The organism is Bradyrhizobium sp. SZCCHNS3016 (genome assembly GCF_032484535.1).
Lineage (GTDB): Bacteria > Pseudomonadota > Alphaproteobacteria > Rhizobiales > Xanthobacteraceae > Bradyrhizobium.
In genome coordinates this window covers 181,306-196,509 of the sequence record NZ_JAUETE010000005.1, presented here as the reverse complement: position 1 = coordinate 196,509, position 15,204 = coordinate 181,306, and the positions used below count along the sequence as shown (strand labels likewise).

The window sequence follows — 15,204 nt, the reverse complement described above, 5'->3', positions numbered from 1 at the left end:
CGCCGACACCGTGCGACGGGTCGGCGCCGAATGGTCGTCCTCGCAAGACGGCTGCACGCAAGCCGCCTCGACGGCGCTGCATCTAACGGTCCGCGCGGCAAGCTTGCAACAGCCAAATGCGAAAAACGTGTTCCGAGAATAACGCCCTAGTATCAACGCCTTGTTTGTGCCAAAGCTGTGATCTCCGAGCTTGATCCGCTCGGGATCATAGGGCGCAAATTTGGCCGCATTTGGCAGCGTACCTCCGGCGCTGGGGGGCTTGCGGTCCTTGCCAAACCAAACAGGTGTTTCCCGGGCAGCATCGGCGATCCGGGAGGTCTCCTCTGCTGTCAAAATGAAGGAACACGATGCGTAAGATTTTCCTGGCACTTTCCCTGCTGTCGTCGGTGTCCGTTTCCACCGGCGCGTTCGCGCAAGGCCGCGGCGGCACGCCCGAAGAGCAGGCGGCCTGCACGCGTGACGTTCAGAAGTTCTGCCGTGCCGTCATCGATCAGGGTGACTTCACGATCCTTGCGTGCCTGAAGGAGAACCGCCCCAAGATCAGCCCGGCCTGCGATCAGGTGCTGAAGACCCACAACCAGTAAGCGGTTGCCGTTCGGAACGGTTGTTTCCGAACTCTTTTGGTTAACGACCGCCGGCCCGCCCCTCAGGGCAGGGCGGCGGTTCGATCCTATGGGCTGCCCGACATCGATTGCATTGGTTTTGGCTGGATCTTCGCCTATATGGGGGCGAGCAATCCGTTCGCATGAGCGAAGCGGCGGGCATTGTTTTCGGTAGCGCCCTTTCAACCTGATAGCTGTTTTCGTCCATGACCACCGCGAGCGATTTGCGATCCGGCAAGACACACCGGGACGAGAACTTTCCGGTGGCCTCCTGGATCATCCGTCCAGAGCACCGGGCGCTGATCCTCGCCTTCTACAATTTCGTGCGTACAGCCGACGACATTGCCGATCATCCGAGCCTGCCGGGTGAGGAGAAGCTGCGGCTGCTCGATCTGCTCGAAGCCGAGCTGACCGGGACCGGCGAGACCCAGGATGTCGCCGTCAGCCTGCGCCGGGCGCTCGCCGAGCGCGGCATGCCGCCCCGGCATGCGCTCGATTTGCTGGTTGCCTTCCGGATGGACGTGACCAAGCTGCGCTACGAGAACTGGGACGAGGTCATCCACTACTGCCGCTACTCGGCGATGCCGGTCGGCCGCTTCATGCTCGATGTGCACGGCGAGTCCACCGCGACCTGGCCGGCCTCGGACGCGATCTGCGCCGGGCTGCAGATCAACAACCACCTGCAGGACTGCGGCAAGGACTACAAGGCGCTCAACCGCGTGTACCTGCCGCGCGATGCGCTGGCGGAAGCCGGCGCCACCGTCGAGATGCTCGGCGAGTCCAGATCGCCGCCGCAACTGCTGGCCTGCCTGCAGAAGCTCGCGGTGCGTAACGCGGCGCTGCTCGATGAAGGCAGGGACCTCAACAGCGGCGTCAAGGATTTCCGTTTCGGACTGGAGATCGCCGTGATCCAGGCTTTCGCCGACCGTATCGTGGCGCTGCTGAAGGTGCGCGATCCACTCAGCGAGCGCGTGCACCTGTCGCCCATCGGCATGCTCGGTCTCACCTTCACGTCGGTGATGGGCGAGATCGGTCGCCGCGTGGCCGGGCGTCATCCCGTCACCAAATCGGCAGCCGGCGCATGACCCTCGAGGCGACCGCAGACAATATCGATCACGGCACGGCGGCGTCCGGCAGCTCGTTCTATGCCGCCATGCGCATCCTGCCGCGCGCCCAGCGCGATGCGATGTTCCAGGTTTACAGCTTCTGCCGCGAGGTCGACGACATCGCCGATTCCGACGGGCCGCGGCCCGAGCGGCTGGCGGCGCTGCAGAAATGGCGCGACGACATCGACGCGCTCTACCAGGGCAACCCGCCGCCGCGGCTGCGCGACTACGTCGCCGCGGTGAAGACGTTCGGCCTGAAGCGGGAGGATTTCCTCGCCATCATCGACGGCATGGAGATGGACGTGCCGCAGGAGATCCGCGCGCCAGATCTCGCCACGCTGGACCTTTATTGCGACCGGGTCGCGAGCGCGGTCGGCCGCCTCTCGGTGCGCATCTTCGGCATGCCTGAGGAGGACGGCATCCTGCTGGCCCACCATCTCGGCCGCGCGCTGCAGCTCACCAACATCCTGCGCGACATCGACGAGGACGCGGCCATCGGCCGGCTCTATCTGCCGCGCGAGGCGCTGCTGTTCGCCGGAATCACCGGCGATGATCCGGCCAAGGTGACGCAGGAGCGCGCGCTTCCCAAGGTCTGCAACTCGGTTGCCGTCAGGGCGAAGACGCATTTCGAGAAGGCCGACGAGATCATGCGGCGCAACCGCCGGCGTGCCGTGCGTGCGCCGCGCATCATGTCGAAATACTACCGCGCCGTGTTCGACCTCCTGCTCGAACGTGGCTTCGCGCTGCCGCGCGAGCCCGTCCGCGTGAGCAAGCTCACGAAGATCGGCATCATCCTCCGTTACGCAATCATCTGATGCAAAAGACCGCTCACATCATCGGCGCCGGCGTGTCCGGCCTTTCCGCCGGCGTGCGGCTCGCCAATGCGGGCTACATCGTGCACGTCCACGAGGCCACGCAGCAGCTCGGCGGCCGCTGCCGGTCTTATTACGACGCCGCGACCGACCTGGTGATCGACAACGGCAACCATTTGCTGCTGTCGGCCAATCATCACGTGCTGTCCTATGCCCGCGCGATCGGCTCGGAAGCGGGGCTGGTCGGGCCGGAGAAGGCGCAGTTCGCCTTCGTCGACATCCGGAGCGGCCAGCGCTGGCTGCTCGATCTCGGCAACGGCCGCCTGCCGCTGTGGGTGTTCGACGAGGGCCGCCGCGTGCCGGATACCAAGCTCGGCGACTACCTCGCGCTGTCGCCGCTGATCTGGGCAGGTACGTCCAAGACGATCGGCAGCACGATTCCCTGCAAGGGTACGCTGTACGACCGCCTGGTGCAGCCGCTGCTGCTCGCGGCACTGAACTGCGATCCGCCGGAAGGATCGGCGGGGCTCGCCGGCGCCATCGTCCGCGAGACCTTGCTCGCCGGCGGCCAGGCCTGCCGGCCGCTGATCGCGCGCGATGGCCTGTCGGGCGTGCTGATCGATCCGGCCGTGAAATTCCTGGAAGGCAAGGGCGGCAGCGTGCGGATCGGCCGCGAGCTGCGCGGCCTCGACGATGCGGGTGGTCGTGTCACCGGGCTCAGGTTCGGCGGCGATGAAACCGTCGCGCTCGGTCCGTCCGACGTCGTGGTGCTCGCCGTGCCGCCGCGGCCGGCGATGGCCCTGCTGCCGGGGCTCACGGGGCCGACGAAATATCGCGCCATCGTCAATGCCCATTTCCGCATCACGCCGCCGCGCGATGCACCAGCTCTGCTCGGGGTGGTCGGCGGCCTGGTCGAATGGCTGTTCGCCTTCCCGCAGCGGCTCTCGGTCACCATCAGCAATGGCGATCGGCTGGTCGACATGCAGCGCGAGGAGCTCGCCGCCGCGATCTGGGCCGACGTCTGCAAGGCCGCCGGGATCAAGGCGGAGCTGCCGCCGTGGCAGATCGTGCGCGAGCGTCGCGCCACCTTCGAGGCGACGCCCGAGCAGAACGCGCTCCGACCGGGAGCGAAGACGGCGTTCGGCAATCTCGCTCTGGCGGGGGACTGGACCGATACCGGCCTGCCGGCAACCATCGAAGGCTCGGTGCGCTCCGGCGACCGCGCTGCGAATCTCCTGCTCGGGCACGGCTGACCGGTGCAGGGCGGCGCGAATCTGGCCGCGCCGTCATGCCGCCGGCGCCGCGAGTCTCACATTTTCGTGGCGTAGTTCTTGCTTAAAGTTCCACGCTTGGTGGCGCCGGCGCAATTTGTTCCAGGGCGGAACAGGGATCGGCGGGGCCAAATGGCAACACCAGGCAAAAAACGCATCGGGTACGGGTGCAGTGCGGCGCAAACGGGGTTTCCTCGCGGATTTTTTCTGCGTAATCCTCGGTTTGTTAAGGCCTTTCCGCTCTGGCGCCGCCGTGGCTGAGGCTTTGGAACAAGAGACGGAGACGTCGGCTCACGCGACGTCCGAGAAGGTGTCAGGGGTCGGATTGTGAAGTTGGGGATGGGGGACGATACGTCCGCGGATCGCCCGATTGATCCGCGGCCGGTCTTGGTCGTGACGGGCTTGGTGCAGGAGGCCCGGATTGCTGCCGGGCCCGGCATGATGGTGATCTGCAGCTCGAGCGACCCCAGGCAGTTGCGCTCGCTGCTCACCGTGTTCGATCCGACCTCGATCCGCGGCGTCGTCAGTTTTGGCGTGGCCGGTGGCCTCGATCCCAGCCTCAAGGCCGGCGACATCGTCGTCGCCACCGAGGTGACTGCGGGCGATGCCCGTTGGCTGTCTGGGCTCTCCCTGCGTGAGGAGCACATCGCCCGCGCCGCCCTGAAGAAGCGCCGCGTCGTGCGCGGCGTGCTGGCCGGGGCCGAAGAGGTTGTCGTGGCTCAGGCCCGCAAGGCGGCGCTGCGCATGAAGACCGGGGCGGCCGCGGTCGACATGGAGAGCCACATCGCCGCCGCCTATGCTGCCGAATACGGGTTGCCGTTCGCGGCGCTGCGGGTGATCTCCGATCCCGCCCATCGCACCCTCCCGTCGCTCGCCAAGGACGCCATCAAGCCGAACGGCGACATCGACCTGCCGATGATCCTGCGCGGTGTCGCCCGCAATCCGGCCGTGCTGCGTGGCCTGGTGTCGACGGGCATCGAGTTCAATCGCGCCCTGCGCTCGCTGCGCGGCGCCCGCGACCTGCTGCTGAGCGGCATGCTCGCCGCCGAGCACTTCCTCGAGACCGAAACGCTCGCTGCTGCCGAGGCGTGAGCCGTTTGCGGAGCGTAGCGTTCATCCCGATCCAGAGATCAGTTGAATGAAAAAGGCCGCCGATCACTCGGCGGCCTTTTGATTGATCAGAGCCGTGAAGATCAGGCGGCCGTCGAGGCCTTCTGCTGCGCCTCGATTGCCTCGTCGTGACGGATCTCGGAGAGGCGCTTTTGCACCTCCGACGAGAACACGTACTGCGCCGGGCGCTGCTTGGAGAGATCGATCTCCGGCGCCATCGGACCCTCGGTCTTGATGCCGCGCAGCGACACGAACATCGCCTTGATCGGGTTGGTCAGCGCCGCATTGGCGGCGGTGGCCTCGTAGCCGCAATGCGCCATGCAGTCGGCGCACTTCTCGTACTTGCCGGTGCCGTAGGAGTCCCAGTCGGTGGTCTCCATCAGCTCCTTGAAGGTCTTGGTGTAGCCCTCGCCGAGCAGATAGCAGGGCTTCTGCCAGCCGAAGATGTTGCGCGCAGGCATGCCCCAGGGGGTGCACTCGAACTCCTGGTTGCCGGCCAGGAAGTCGAGGAACAGACCGGAATGCATGAAATTCCACTTCTTGCCCTTGCCGAGCTTGAAGACGTCGCGGAACAGCTGCTTGGTCTTGGTGCGGTTGAGGAAGTGCTCCTGGTCCGGCGCGCGCTCATAGGCATAGCCGGGCGACATGGTGACGCCGACGCCGAGCTCGGTCGTGAAGTCCAGGAACTTGGCGATCTCCTCGGCGGGATGGCCGTCGAACACCGTGGCGTTGACGTTGACGGTGAAGCCGCGCGCCTTGGCGGCCTTGATCGCGGAGACGGCGCGGTCGAACACGCCCTTCTGCGAGACCGCCTTGTCGTGATGCTCGCGCAGGCCGTCGAGGTGCACCGAGAAGAACAAATACGGCGACGGCTCGAACAGGTCGAGCTTCTTCTCCAGCAGCAGCGCGTTGGTGCAGAGCGAGACGAACTTCTTGCGGGCGACCAGGCCGCGCACGATCTCGCCGATTTCCTTGTGGATCAGCGGCTCGCCGCCGGGGATCGCCACCATCGGCGCACCGCATTCGTCGGCCGCGTCCCAGCACTCCTGCGCGCTCATGCGGCGGTTGAGGATCGCGTCGGGATAGTCGATCTTGCCGCAGCCGGCGCACGCCAGGTTGCAGCGAAACAGCGGCTCCAGCATCAGCACGAGCGGATAGCGTTTCCGGCCGAGAAGCTTCTGCTTCATCAGATAGGCCCCGATACGCAGTTCCTTATGGAAGGGGATTGCCATTACGTCTCTTCTTTCTGGACCAAACGAGGACCGATCAGCCCGCGACCAATTCGGCCGGCAGGCGGAATTCGATGTTTTCTTCCCGCCCCGGGACCACCGCGACCTCAACCGGTCCGATGCGCCGTAGGGCTTCGATGACGTCGTCGACGAGGACTTCGGGGGCCGAGGCGCCGGCGGTGATGCCGACGGCCTTGGCATCCTTCAGCCAAACCGGATCGAGCTCGCTGCCATCAGCGATCAGATAGCTTGCGACCCCGGCCTCGGTGCCGATCTCGCGCAGTCTGTTCGAGTTGGAGCTGTTGGCGGCGCCCACCACCAGGATGACGTCCACCAGCTTGCTTAAGTCCCTTACCGCAGATTGCCGGTTCTGTGTCGCATAGCAGATATCCCGGATATCGGGACCTTGAAGGTCTGTAAAGCGGGCTTGAAGGGCTAAAATGATGTCCCTGGTGTCGTCCACGCTGAGCGTGGTCTGGGTAATATAGGCCAGCGGGCTATCGACCGGCAGGGGCAGGGTGGCCACATCGGCCACGTTCTGCACGAGGTGGACCGGGCCGGGAACCTGACCCATGGTTCCCTCGACCTCCGGATGACCGGCATGGCCGATCAGTACCAGGGTACGGCCCTTGGACATGTAGCGCTTGCCCTGGTTGTGGACCTTGGTCACCAGCGGGCAGGTGGCATTGAGCACCGGCAGCCCGCGGGCGGCCGCTTCCTCCTCGACCGTCCGGGCAACGCCGTGGGCGCTGAACACGGTGACGGCGCGCGGCGGCACCTCGGAGAGGTCCTCGACGAAGATGGCGCCCTTGGCCTTCAGGCTCTCCACCACGTGCTTGTTGTGGACGATCTCATGACGCACATAGACCGGCGGGCCATACTTCTCCAGCGCGCGCTCGACGATCTCGATCGCACGCACGACTCCAGCACAAAAACCGCGCGGCTGCGCGAGATACACCTGCATGGGACGTCCAGCCACGTTGCCTCACTTTCGACCCGGCACCTCCGTGCGTGCGACGGGGCTGCAATATTCGCACCAGCGAATGCCCCAATTGCCCGCCACACCGATGGAAGCGCAGGGCTTTGTGTCAAAAATCGAGCGAAGAGGAAAGCCAGTCTGCAAGTCGCTCGCATGTGACCCGTCGCACACAGCCCGCGACAGGCCGCAGGTAATTTAGTAATTATAAATTAGATCAATTAATTGAGTTGGTTATGCTCTCACTCGTTCGTCACTTTACCGCCGAGAACAGCCGCTATATCAGCCGCCCCGACGGTTCCGTGCATCGTTCGACCTGATCCGCCGTCGAGGGACCATCCTCGTCTTCAAGGTTGGGCCAGGCCGGGTCGGGGCGCCGCTCAGGATGTGTGCGTCCGGGGCTCGCCCTGATCGGGGAACTCCGCCATGAAGCGGACGTTTCCGCCCAGCTCTCTAAACATTAGAAAGTCACGAAGTGCTGACCACGTTTGTCGTCTCGATCGTCAAGGCCTGCACCCGGTTTGCCTGGCCGACATTGATTGCGGCCCTGCTGCTCTCCGTAGGCGCGGGCTTCTATACGGCGCGTCATTTCTCCATCAATACCGACATCAACAAGCTGATTTCGCCCGAGCTCGACTGGCGCAAGCGCGACCAGCAGTACGAGCAGGCCTTCGATCGCGATCGGATGATCCTGGCGGTGGTCGAAGCGGCGACGCCCGAGATGACAGGTGTCGCGGCCGATGCGCTCGCCAAGAAGCTCAAGGGCGACACCGCGAACTTCTCATCGGTCGAGCTGCTCGGCGGCGGCGAGTTCTTCGCCAGGAACGGCCTGCTGTTCCTGCCGACCGAGGAGGTCAAGCAGCTGACGGACCAGTTCGCGGCGGCGGCACCGCTGGTCGAGATCATGGCCGGGGACCCCTCGATCCGCGGCCTGACCGGTGCGCTGGAGACCGGCCTTGCCGGCGTCAAGCGCGGGCAAGTCAAGCTCGACAACGTTGCGCGGCCGTTCGACTACATCTCCCAGACCGTCGAGACCGTGCTCGACAAGGGCGATGCGACCTTCTCCTGGCGCCAGTTGATTGCCGACAAGCCGCTCGAAGACAGTGACAAGCGCGCCTTCATCCAATTCAAGCCGATCCTCGACTACCAGGCGCTCGAGCCGGGCAAGGCCGCCACCGATGCTATCCGGCAGGCCGCGGTCGAGCTTGATTTCCCGAACCGTTTTCATGCGCGCGTGCGGCTGACCGGGCCGGTGCCGATCGCCAACGAGGAATACGCCACCGTGCAGGAGGGCGCCGTCGTCAACGGCATCGGCACCGTGATCGTCGTGCTGATCATCCTGTGGCTGGCGCTGCATTCGGCCAAGATCATCTCGGCCGTGTTCATCAACCTGTTCATCGGCCTCGCCCTCACCACGGCCGTTGGCCTGATGATGGTCGGCTCCCTGAATCTGTTGTCGGTCGCGTTCGCCGTGCTGTTCATCGGCCTGGGCGTCGATTTCGGCATCCAGTTCAGCGTGCGCTACCGTTCCGAGCGCTTCAAGAACGACAATCTGCCGGAGGCGCTGGCGGAAGCTGCGCGCCGCTCCGCGGTGCCGCTGTCGCTCGCGGCGATGGCGACGGCTGCCGGCTTCCTGTGCTTCCTGCCGACCGACTACAAGGGCATCTCCGAGCTCGGCGCCATCGCCGGCGCGGGCATGATCATCGCGTTCCTGTCGTCGATCACGGTGCTGCCGGCCTTGCTGAGGATTCTCAATCCGCCCGGCGAGAAGGAGCCGGTCGGCTACGCCTTCCTGGCGCCGGTCGATCATTTCCTGGAGAAGCACCGGGTGCCGATCATCGTCGGCACGCTCGGCCTGGTCGTCGCCGGCCTGCCGCTGCTCTACTACATGAAGTTCGACTTCAACCCGATGAACCTGCGCAATCCGCGCGCCGAGTCGATCGCGACCTATCTCGACCTGCGAAAGGATCCGAACACGGGCGCCAACGCGATCGACGTGCTGACGCGCTCCGAGACCGAGGCCAAGGCGATCGAGGCCAAGCTCGAGAAGCTCCCCGAAGTGGCGCGCGTGATGTCGCTCGACAGCTTCGTCCCCCAGGACCAGCCGGCCAAGCTGAAGCTGATCGCGCAGGGCGCGAAGGTGCTGGGGCCTGCGCTCAGTCCGGACCAGATCGATGCGGCGCCAAGCGACAAGGAGAACGTGGACGCCCTGAACTCGACCGTCGACAATCTCCGGCGCACCGCGGGCGAGAGCAGTGGGCCGGGCGCGGTCGCGTCGCGGCGGCTCGCCGACGCGCTTGCCAGACTCGCGGGCGCCAGCGAAGCGGTGCGCAACAAGGCGCAGGCGGTGTTCGTCGAGCCGTGGAAGATCACGCTGGCGCAGCTTGGCGCCACGTTGCAGGCGCAGCCCGTCAGCCTCGCGAACCTGCCACCGGAGCTGGTGTCGCAGTGGAAGAGCAAGGACGGATTGATTCGGGTCGAGGCGCAGCCCAAGGGGGATCCGAATGACAACGACAATCTCCGGCGATTCGCCAACGCGGTGCTGGCGGCCGAGCCCAATGCGATCGGCGGGCCGGTGTCGATCCTGAAGTCAGGTGACACGATCGTGAAGGCATTCATCCACGCCGGCATCTACTCGCTGGTCGTGATCAGCCTCCTGTTGTGGGTGACCTTGAAGCGCTTCACCGACGTGCTGATGACGATCGTGCCGCTGCTGGTTGCAGGAGCCGTGACGTTGGAGATCTGCGTGCTGATCAAGCTGCCGCTGAACTTCGCCAACATCGTCGCCCTGCCGCTCCTGCTTGGCATTGGCGTCGCGTTCAAGATCTACTACGTGGTGGCGTGGCGCGGCGGCCGCACCAACCTGCTGCAGACCAGCCTGACCCGGGCGATCTTCTTCAGCGCGCTGACGACGGCGACCGCCTTCGGCAGCCTGTGGCTGTCGAGCCATCCCGGCACGTCCAGCATGGGCAAGCTGCTGGCGCTGTCGCTGGTCACCACGCTCGCCGCCGTGCTGCTGTTCCAGCCGGCGCTGATGGGCAAGCCTCGCGAGATCAAGGAGCAAGAGGGCTCGTGATCCCGGAATAGAAAAAGCGGCCGATCTCTCGGCCGCTTTTTTGTTCGGGTGACGGACGCCAATTAACGGGCGCGCGCGATATCGGGCAGCAGGCAGATATCGCCGACCTGGTCCGCGGGCTTTTGTCCCGGCTTGGCCGATGCGGTTGCGCCACTGCCGACGCCGGTCGTCGTTTTGGCCGCCGGGGCAGGGGCTGGCGCGATTGGTTTCTGTGTACCTTTAGCCATGCTGTTCACGGGGCTCGATGGGATCGGCGGAGCGACCCGCGTCCAGGTCTCGCCGCCGCACAGGAAGCCGAGCACGCAGCCCTTGATCTCCAGGTGATCGGGATCGATCGGCGTGATGGTCGAGCTGTAGAGCTGCCCATCCTTGGCGTTGTAGACTTGGCCTTCCCACGCGTCTGCGCCGGGCTTCTTCTTCATGTCGATCAGGATCGGCATGCCGAGCGTCGGCCGGCTCTGGCGGGCCGGATCGGGGTTGTTGCTGTCGCGTCCGCCCGGGGTCTTCTCCCAGGCCACGACGCCCCACATGCTGCCATTGCATTGTGCGACTCGGATGTTCGCGACGCCGTCGGCCACCCGCCAGTCGCCGGTGGCGTCGGCCGCGAGCGCGGAAGAATTTCCTGCTGCGAACACGACTGCGGAGTATGCTAGTGTCGTCGACATGAGATATCTAAGGCGATGCAACATTGGCAGAAACCCGTGCTTGCTTTGATGGTGCGAATGAGGGCAAAACGCCGCATTGCGCGTTTTCAGTTGACGTCACGTCCATCAACCGAAGTATGTAGCCGATGCTAAAACCCAATCTAGACGTTTCCGAGATGTTTGTGGAGCGCCAAGCGCAGCGCAGCACGATGCATTCTCGGCATCTGAACGAGCAGCTTGTCCGCGTTCTCAAGACGATTGGATATGATGTTGGGTTCCAGAAGGGACAAGGGCAATATCTCTACGATCGTGATGGGGCCCGTTATCTTGACCTGCTCAGCGGTTTTGGCGTCTTTGCAATCGGCCGCAATCATCCGACGCTGCGCGCTGCGCTGAAAAGCGTCCTCGATAGCGATCTGCCGAATCTCGTTCAGCTCGACGTCTCGACCTTGGCGGGTGTTCTTGCCGAGCGGCTGCTGGAATATGTCCCGTATCTGGACAAGGTGTTCTTTGCCAATTCCGGCGCCGAGACCGTGGAAGCCGCGATCAAATTCGCGCGTGGCGCGACCGGCCGGCCTGGTATCGTCTATTGCGGGCACGCCTATCACGGCCTCACCTACGGCGCGCTGTCGCTGACCGATGATTCGAACTTCCGCAACGGCTTCGAGCCGCTGCTGCCGGGCTGCACGGCCATCCCCTTCAACGATCTTGCCGCGCTCGAGCAGGCGCTGTCGTCGCGCGAGATCGCAGCCTTCATCGTCGAGCCGATCCAGGGCAAGGGCGTCAACATGCCCTCCGACGAGTTCCTGCCCGGCGCCGCCGCGCTCTGCAAGAAATACGGCACCATCTTCATCGCCGACGAGATCCAGACCGGCATGGGACGCACCGGCCGGTTCCTGGCGGTGGAACATTGGAATGTCGAGCCCGACATGGTGCTGCTGTCGAAGGCGCTGTCCGGCGGCCATGTCCCGGTCGGCGCGCTGCTGACGCGCAAGCAGATCTTCGACAAGATCTTCAACCGCATGGACCGCGCCGTGGTGCACGGCTCGACCTTCGCCAAGAATGACCTCGCGATGGCCGCCGGCATTGCCACGCTCGAGGTGATGAAGGCCGAGAAGCTGGTCGAGGCCGCCGCCAAGCGCGGCGCCGAGCTGCGGCTGGCGCTGACGCGGATGGTGCCGGGCTACGAGCTGCTCAAGGAAGTGCGCGGCAAGGGACTGATGATCGGCGTCGAGTTCGGTCCGCCGAAATCGCTGCGCCTCAAGGCGTCGTGGACCATGCTGGAGAGCGCCAACAAGGGCCTGTTCTGCCAGCTCATCACGGTGCCGCTGTTCAAGGATCACAAGATCCTGACCCAGGTCGCCGGCCACGGCTTGCATACGATCAAGCTGTTGCCGCCGCTGACCATCACCGAAGAGGACTGCGCCTGGATCGAGCGCGCCTTCGACGACGTCATCGCGCAGAGCCACAAGGTCCCCGGCGCGATCTGGTCGCTCGGCAAGACCCTGGTCGACAACGCGATCCGCAAATCGGCGTGATGTTCGCGTCGGGTGGGCAAAGGCGCGTAGCGCCGTGCCCACCGTTTCAGTTCGTCTCCGGACAGACCGTGGGCACGCTTCGCTCGCAATGACTGAAGCGCGAGAGCGCGTCATCCCTCCTTGTTCGCACCCATCGCGCGCTCGAACCGCTCGCCGAACTCGTTGAGTTCGTCGGCGCCGATATCGCTGACCGCCCAATAGCTCAGGCCGCGGTCGCGCCAAGAGCGAATGTTGAAGCCCTGGACGGTGTCCATCCGTGCGGCGCGGCGCTCGGTAGACGCGGTCTGCGCCACGAACAGGTTGATGACGTGCTGGCGGCGGCGATAGACCACGGCGCCGATCGCGCGTGCGTCGACGTAGTCGAGCCGCCCGCCGATCAACGTGAAGCCTTGTGCGGTGAGGTCGATCACCGGAGGCGCGACGTCGAGCTTGCCGTTGAACCAGGGCTTGACGGTGTGCTGATCGGTCGAGATGACGTCGGTGAGGTGGCCGGCCTGCAACGAGCGCAGATGCGCCGAGACGATCTCGGCCTCGATCCGCTGCTGGTCGTCATTGCGCAGCACGATGGCGACGAGGCCGGTGGCGGCCAGCGCCGACACCGCCGAGCCCAGGGCGAAGCCTCGCAGCAGCGTGCGTCGGCTCGGCACTGCAGCGGGCGGGGTGATGGAGGCCGCATCGGCCGGCGGCAGGGCGGCTTCGATCCGCTGGCGCAAGGCGGGGGACGCCTTGTAGCCAAGGTCGGTGCCGGCGAGCATCTGCTTCATCTGCCGGATTGCAGCAAGCTCCGCGGCGCAGCGCGGGCAGCTCGCAACATGGGCTTCGACCTCGCGCGCGTGGCCGGCGTCGAGCTCGCCATCGGCCAGCGCGTGGATCAGGATCTCGGTTTCATCGCAGGTCATCGTTGTGGCTCCTCCCGCGCGAGCCAGGCGGTGCGCAGCATCGCGCGGGCGCGGGCGAGGCGCGACATCACGGTGCCGACCGGCACGCCGGCCGCCGCCGCGATCTCGCGATAGGACAGATCGTTGACCTCGCGCATGACGAAGGTCTCGCGAAACGGCTCGGACAGCGTGTCGATCAGCCGGCGGATCGCCGAGGCATCACGTTCCCGCAATACGGCGCCTTCCGGCGTCTCGGCGTTCTCCTGCCAGATTGGAGGCTGCTCGGCCGCTTCCGGCGCATCGTCGAGCGCCTTGACCGGCGCGCCGGCGCGGCGTGCGAACTCGGCGTGGCAGACGTTGCGCAGGATCGCGAACAGCCACGGCTTCATCGCCGGGCCACGGTAAGTGTCGAAATGCTTCAGCGCACGCAGGTAGCATTCCTGCACGGCATCCTCGGCGTCGGCAGGGTTGCGCAGGAGATAGCGCGCCAGGGTGTAGACGTCGTCGAGATAGGGCAGCGCCGCCTCGCGGAAGCGTCGCGCCCTCTCGGGATCGTCACTGGCTGTTGTCACCGGCGTGGTCTCCGGCTCGGTTCGCGGTCGCACGGCGCGGCCGGCGCTGCGCCGCCGACCGGTCCATGTGACGATGCTCATGCCCTGGTTCGCGATGCTACTCAACCTTGACCAGTCCCGTCATGTGCGGATGCAGCGAGCAGAAATATTTGTAGTCGCCGGCGGCTGCGAAGGTGAAGGAGAAGCTGTCGTCGGTATCGAGCGTCTTCGACCTGTATTTCCCGGCCGACACCACCGTGTGCGGGATGTCGTCATGGTTGGTCCAGGTCACGGTGTCGCCGACCTTCACCGTCAGCGCAGCCGGGGTGAAGGTGAAATTGTCGATCGTGACCTTGATGGTCTCGGCGTGCGCCGGCGTGGCGCAAACAAGCAGTACGGCGGCCAAGCCGGCACCGCGAAGAACAAGCTGGATCATCGCGTTTTCGTCCCTCAGCCCGCAAGCGGCGTATCGATGATGGCGAGGCGCTCGTCACCGACCTTGAAATCGATGCTGGCGATGCCGAGCAGGCTGCGCAGCCTTGCGTCCTCGACCTTCATCGGGCCGGGCGAGGGCGCCGTGCCCGGCGCCGGTTGCGGGAACGCGGTCGAGCGCGCGGTGTGGAAGGTGACGTTGCCTTCGACCTTCTGCATCACCTGGTGGATATGGCCGTTCAGCACCGTCACCGAGCCGAACCCCTTCAGGGTGTCGAGGGCCCGGCCGCCGTCCTCGGTGCCCCAGCCCCATTGCGGATACACCGTCCACAGCGGGATGTGCGCGAACACCACGATCGGCGTGGATCTGGAGCGGCCCTTGAGATCCTGCTCCAGCCAGGCAAGCTGCTCGGCGCCGAGATTGCCGAGCCCGCCGGCCTTGAGATCGACCACGTTGACGAGGCCGATGAAGTGCACGCCATTGGCGTCGAACGAATACCAGCCGGCGCCGCGGCTGCCCTTGCCGTAGCGCTCCTTGTAGAGCTTGACGTCCTCGTCGAGGAAGTCGTGCTCGCCCGGCACGTAGTGCACGTCGAGCCGGGATTGCGAGATGATGCGGTCGGCATCGTCGAACTCGGCCGCCTTCGACAGATGCGAGATGTCGCCGGTATGGATCATGAAGGCCGGCTTCACCGGCATCGCCTTGATGCGGTTCACGGCCTCTTCCAACGTCCCGATCGCGTTGGGATTGGCCGGCTTGTCGAAGCCGACATGGCTGTCGCTGATCTGCAGGAAGGTCAGACCGGAGGCGGGCTGCTCGGCCGCCTGCGCCGCGTCGACCAGGCCGAGCGAGCGTGGTACGCCGCCCGACAAGGTCCAGAGCACGCCCGTGCCGGCCCACGTCATGCATTCCAGCACCTTGCGGCGGCTGACGCCGCTCTCGTCATGATCACCAAGGCTCATCGTCATCTCCCGTTGC

Annotated in this window: 14 protein-coding genes; 7 read left to right on the top strand and 7 right to left on the bottom strand. The window is 65.4% G+C overall.

The genetic code is table 11. From position 1 onward, the window contains the following. Positions 1-347: 347 nt before the first annotated feature. The 5 genes from QW881_RS12715 (at position 348) to QW881_RS12695 (ending at position 4,883) form a co-directional block, all read left to right on the top strand. A complete protein-coding gene (locus QW881_RS12715; protein ID WP_315714894.1) occupies positions 348-584 on the top strand; it encodes a hypothetical protein in 237 nt (78 codons plus the stop codon). 224 nt (positions 585-808) lie between these two features. Beyond that, a complete protein-coding gene (gene hpnC / locus QW881_RS12710) occupies positions 809-1,687 on the top strand; it encodes a squalene synthase HpnC (RefSeq protein WP_315779683.1) in 879 nt (292 codons plus the stop codon). After that, a complete protein-coding gene (gene hpnD, locus QW881_RS12705; RefSeq protein ID WP_315813071.1) occupies positions 1,684-2,523 on the top strand; it encodes a presqualene diphosphate synthase HpnD in 840 nt (279 codons plus the stop codon). Before hpnC ends, hpnD begins: the two co-directional genes overlap by 4 nt. After that, positions 2,523-3,773: a hydroxysqualene dehydroxylase HpnE gene (hpnE, locus tag QW881_RS12700; protein ID WP_316158380.1), complete on the top strand. Its 1,251-nt coding sequence runs from the start codon at positions 2,523-2,525 to the stop codon at positions 3,771-3,773. Before hpnD ends, hpnE begins: the two co-directional genes overlap by 1 nt. 345 nt (positions 3,774-4,118) lie before the next feature. Then, positions 4,119-4,883 (top strand): phosphorylase, encoded by a 765-nt coding sequence (locus QW881_RS12695; protein WP_409998094.1) that lies wholly within the window; start codon positions 4,119-4,121, stop codon positions 4,881-4,883. Positions 4,884-4,984: 101 nt separating this feature from the next. Here QW881_RS12695 and hpnH read toward each other — a convergent pair whose 3' ends face one another. Beyond that, positions 4,985-6,133 (bottom strand): adenosyl-hopene transferase HpnH, encoded by a 1,149-nt coding sequence (hpnH, locus tag QW881_RS12690; protein ID WP_315714889.1) that lies wholly within the window; start codon positions 6,131-6,133, stop codon positions 4,985-4,987. A gap of 34 nt (positions 6,134-6,167) precedes the next feature. Then, entirely contained in the window at positions 6,168-7,094 is a 927-nt protein-coding gene (gene ispH / locus QW881_RS12685; protein WP_315757719.1) for a 4-hydroxy-3-methylbut-2-enyl diphosphate reductase, read from the bottom strand. A gap of 487 nt (positions 7,095-7,581) precedes the next feature. Between ispH and QW881_RS12680 the strand changes: the two genes are divergently transcribed. Further along, the gene (locus QW881_RS12680) at positions 7,582-10,182 is read left to right on the top strand and encodes an MMPL family transporter (protein ID WP_315757718.1); all 2,601 of its coding nucleotides are present in this window, start codon (positions 7,582-7,584) and stop codon (positions 10,180-10,182) included. Positions 10,183-10,244: 62 nt separating this feature from the next. Here QW881_RS12680 and QW881_RS12675 read toward each other — a convergent pair whose 3' ends face one another. Next, positions 10,245-10,871 (bottom strand): DUF2147 domain-containing protein, encoded by a 627-nt coding sequence (locus tag QW881_RS12675; RefSeq protein ID WP_409999015.1) that lies wholly within the window; start codon positions 10,869-10,871, stop codon positions 10,245-10,247. Between the two features lie 101 nt (positions 10,872-10,972). On the opposite strand from QW881_RS12675, the gene hpnO reads away from it, so the two are divergent. Further along, positions 10,973-12,364 (top strand): aminobacteriohopanetriol synthase HpnO, encoded by a 1,392-nt coding sequence (gene hpnO, locus QW881_RS12670; protein ID WP_315757716.1) that lies wholly within the window; start codon positions 10,973-10,975, stop codon positions 12,362-12,364. Between the two features lie 110 nt (positions 12,365-12,474). Here hpnO and QW881_RS12665 read toward each other — a convergent pair whose 3' ends face one another. The 4 genes from QW881_RS12665 to QW881_RS12650 all read right to left on the bottom strand — a co-directional run bounded on the left by QW881_RS12665 (position 12,475) and on the right by QW881_RS12650 (position 15,188). After that, positions 12,475-13,263: an anti-sigma factor gene (locus tag QW881_RS12665; RefSeq protein WP_315757715.1), complete on the bottom strand. Its 789-nt coding sequence runs from the start codon at positions 13,261-13,263 to the stop codon at positions 12,475-12,477. Beyond that, positions 13,260-13,814, bottom strand: a complete 555-nt coding sequence (locus QW881_RS12660) for a sigma-70 family RNA polymerase sigma factor (protein WP_315757814.1) — start codon at positions 13,812-13,814, stop codon at positions 13,260-13,262. Before QW881_RS12660 ends, QW881_RS12665 begins: the two co-directional genes overlap by 4 nt. A gap of 97 nt (positions 13,815-13,911) precedes the next feature. Then, positions 13,912-14,229: a cupredoxin family copper-binding protein gene (locus QW881_RS12655; RefSeq protein ID WP_315757714.1), complete on the bottom strand. Its 318-nt coding sequence runs from the start codon at positions 14,227-14,229 to the stop codon at positions 13,912-13,914. A gap of 14 nt (positions 14,230-14,243) precedes the next feature. Next, positions 14,244-15,188: a metallophosphoesterase family protein gene (locus QW881_RS12650; protein WP_315757713.1), complete on the bottom strand. Its 945-nt coding sequence runs from the start codon at positions 15,186-15,188 to the stop codon at positions 14,244-14,246. Between the last annotated feature and the right edge of the window lie 16 nt (positions 15,189-15,204).

Coding starts and splice junctions, on each gene's coding strand:
- QW881_RS12715 (WP_315714894.1), top strand. CDS start 348: ATGCGTAAGATTTTCCTGGCACTTTCCCTGCTGTCGTCGGTGTCCGTT.
- hpnC (WP_315779683.1), top strand. CDS start 809: ATGACCACCGCGAGCGATTTGCGATCCGGCAAGACACACCGGGACGAG.
- hpnD (WP_315813071.1), top strand. CDS start 1,684: ATGACCCTCGAGGCGACCGCAGACAATATCGATCACGGCACGGCGGCG.
- hpnE (WP_316158380.1), top strand. CDS start 2,523: ATGCAAAAGACCGCTCACATCATCGGCGCCGGCGTGTCCGGCCTTTCC.
- hpnH (WP_315714889.1), bottom strand. CDS start 6,133: ATGGCAATCCCCTTCCATAAGGAACTGCGTATCGGGGCCTATCTGATG.
- ispH (WP_315757719.1), bottom strand. CDS start 7,094: ATGCAGGTGTATCTCGCGCAGCCGCGCGGTTTTTGTGCTGGAGTCGTG.
- QW881_RS12675 (WP_409999015.1), bottom strand. CDS start 10,871: ATGTTGCATCGCCTTAGATATCTCATGTCGACGACACTAGCATACTCC.
- hpnO (WP_315757716.1), top strand. CDS start 10,973: ATGCTAAAACCCAATCTAGACGTTTCCGAGATGTTTGTGGAGCGCCAA.
- QW881_RS12665 (WP_315757715.1), bottom strand. CDS start 13,263: ATGACCTGCGATGAAACCGAGATCCTGATCCACGCGCTGGCCGATGGC.
- QW881_RS12655 (WP_315757714.1), bottom strand. CDS start 14,229: ATGATCCAGCTTGTTCTTCGCGGTGCCGGCTTGGCCGCCGTACTGCTT.
- QW881_RS12650 (WP_315757713.1), bottom strand. CDS start 15,188: ATGAGCCTTGGTGATCATGACGAGAGCGGCGTCAGCCGCCGCAAGGTG.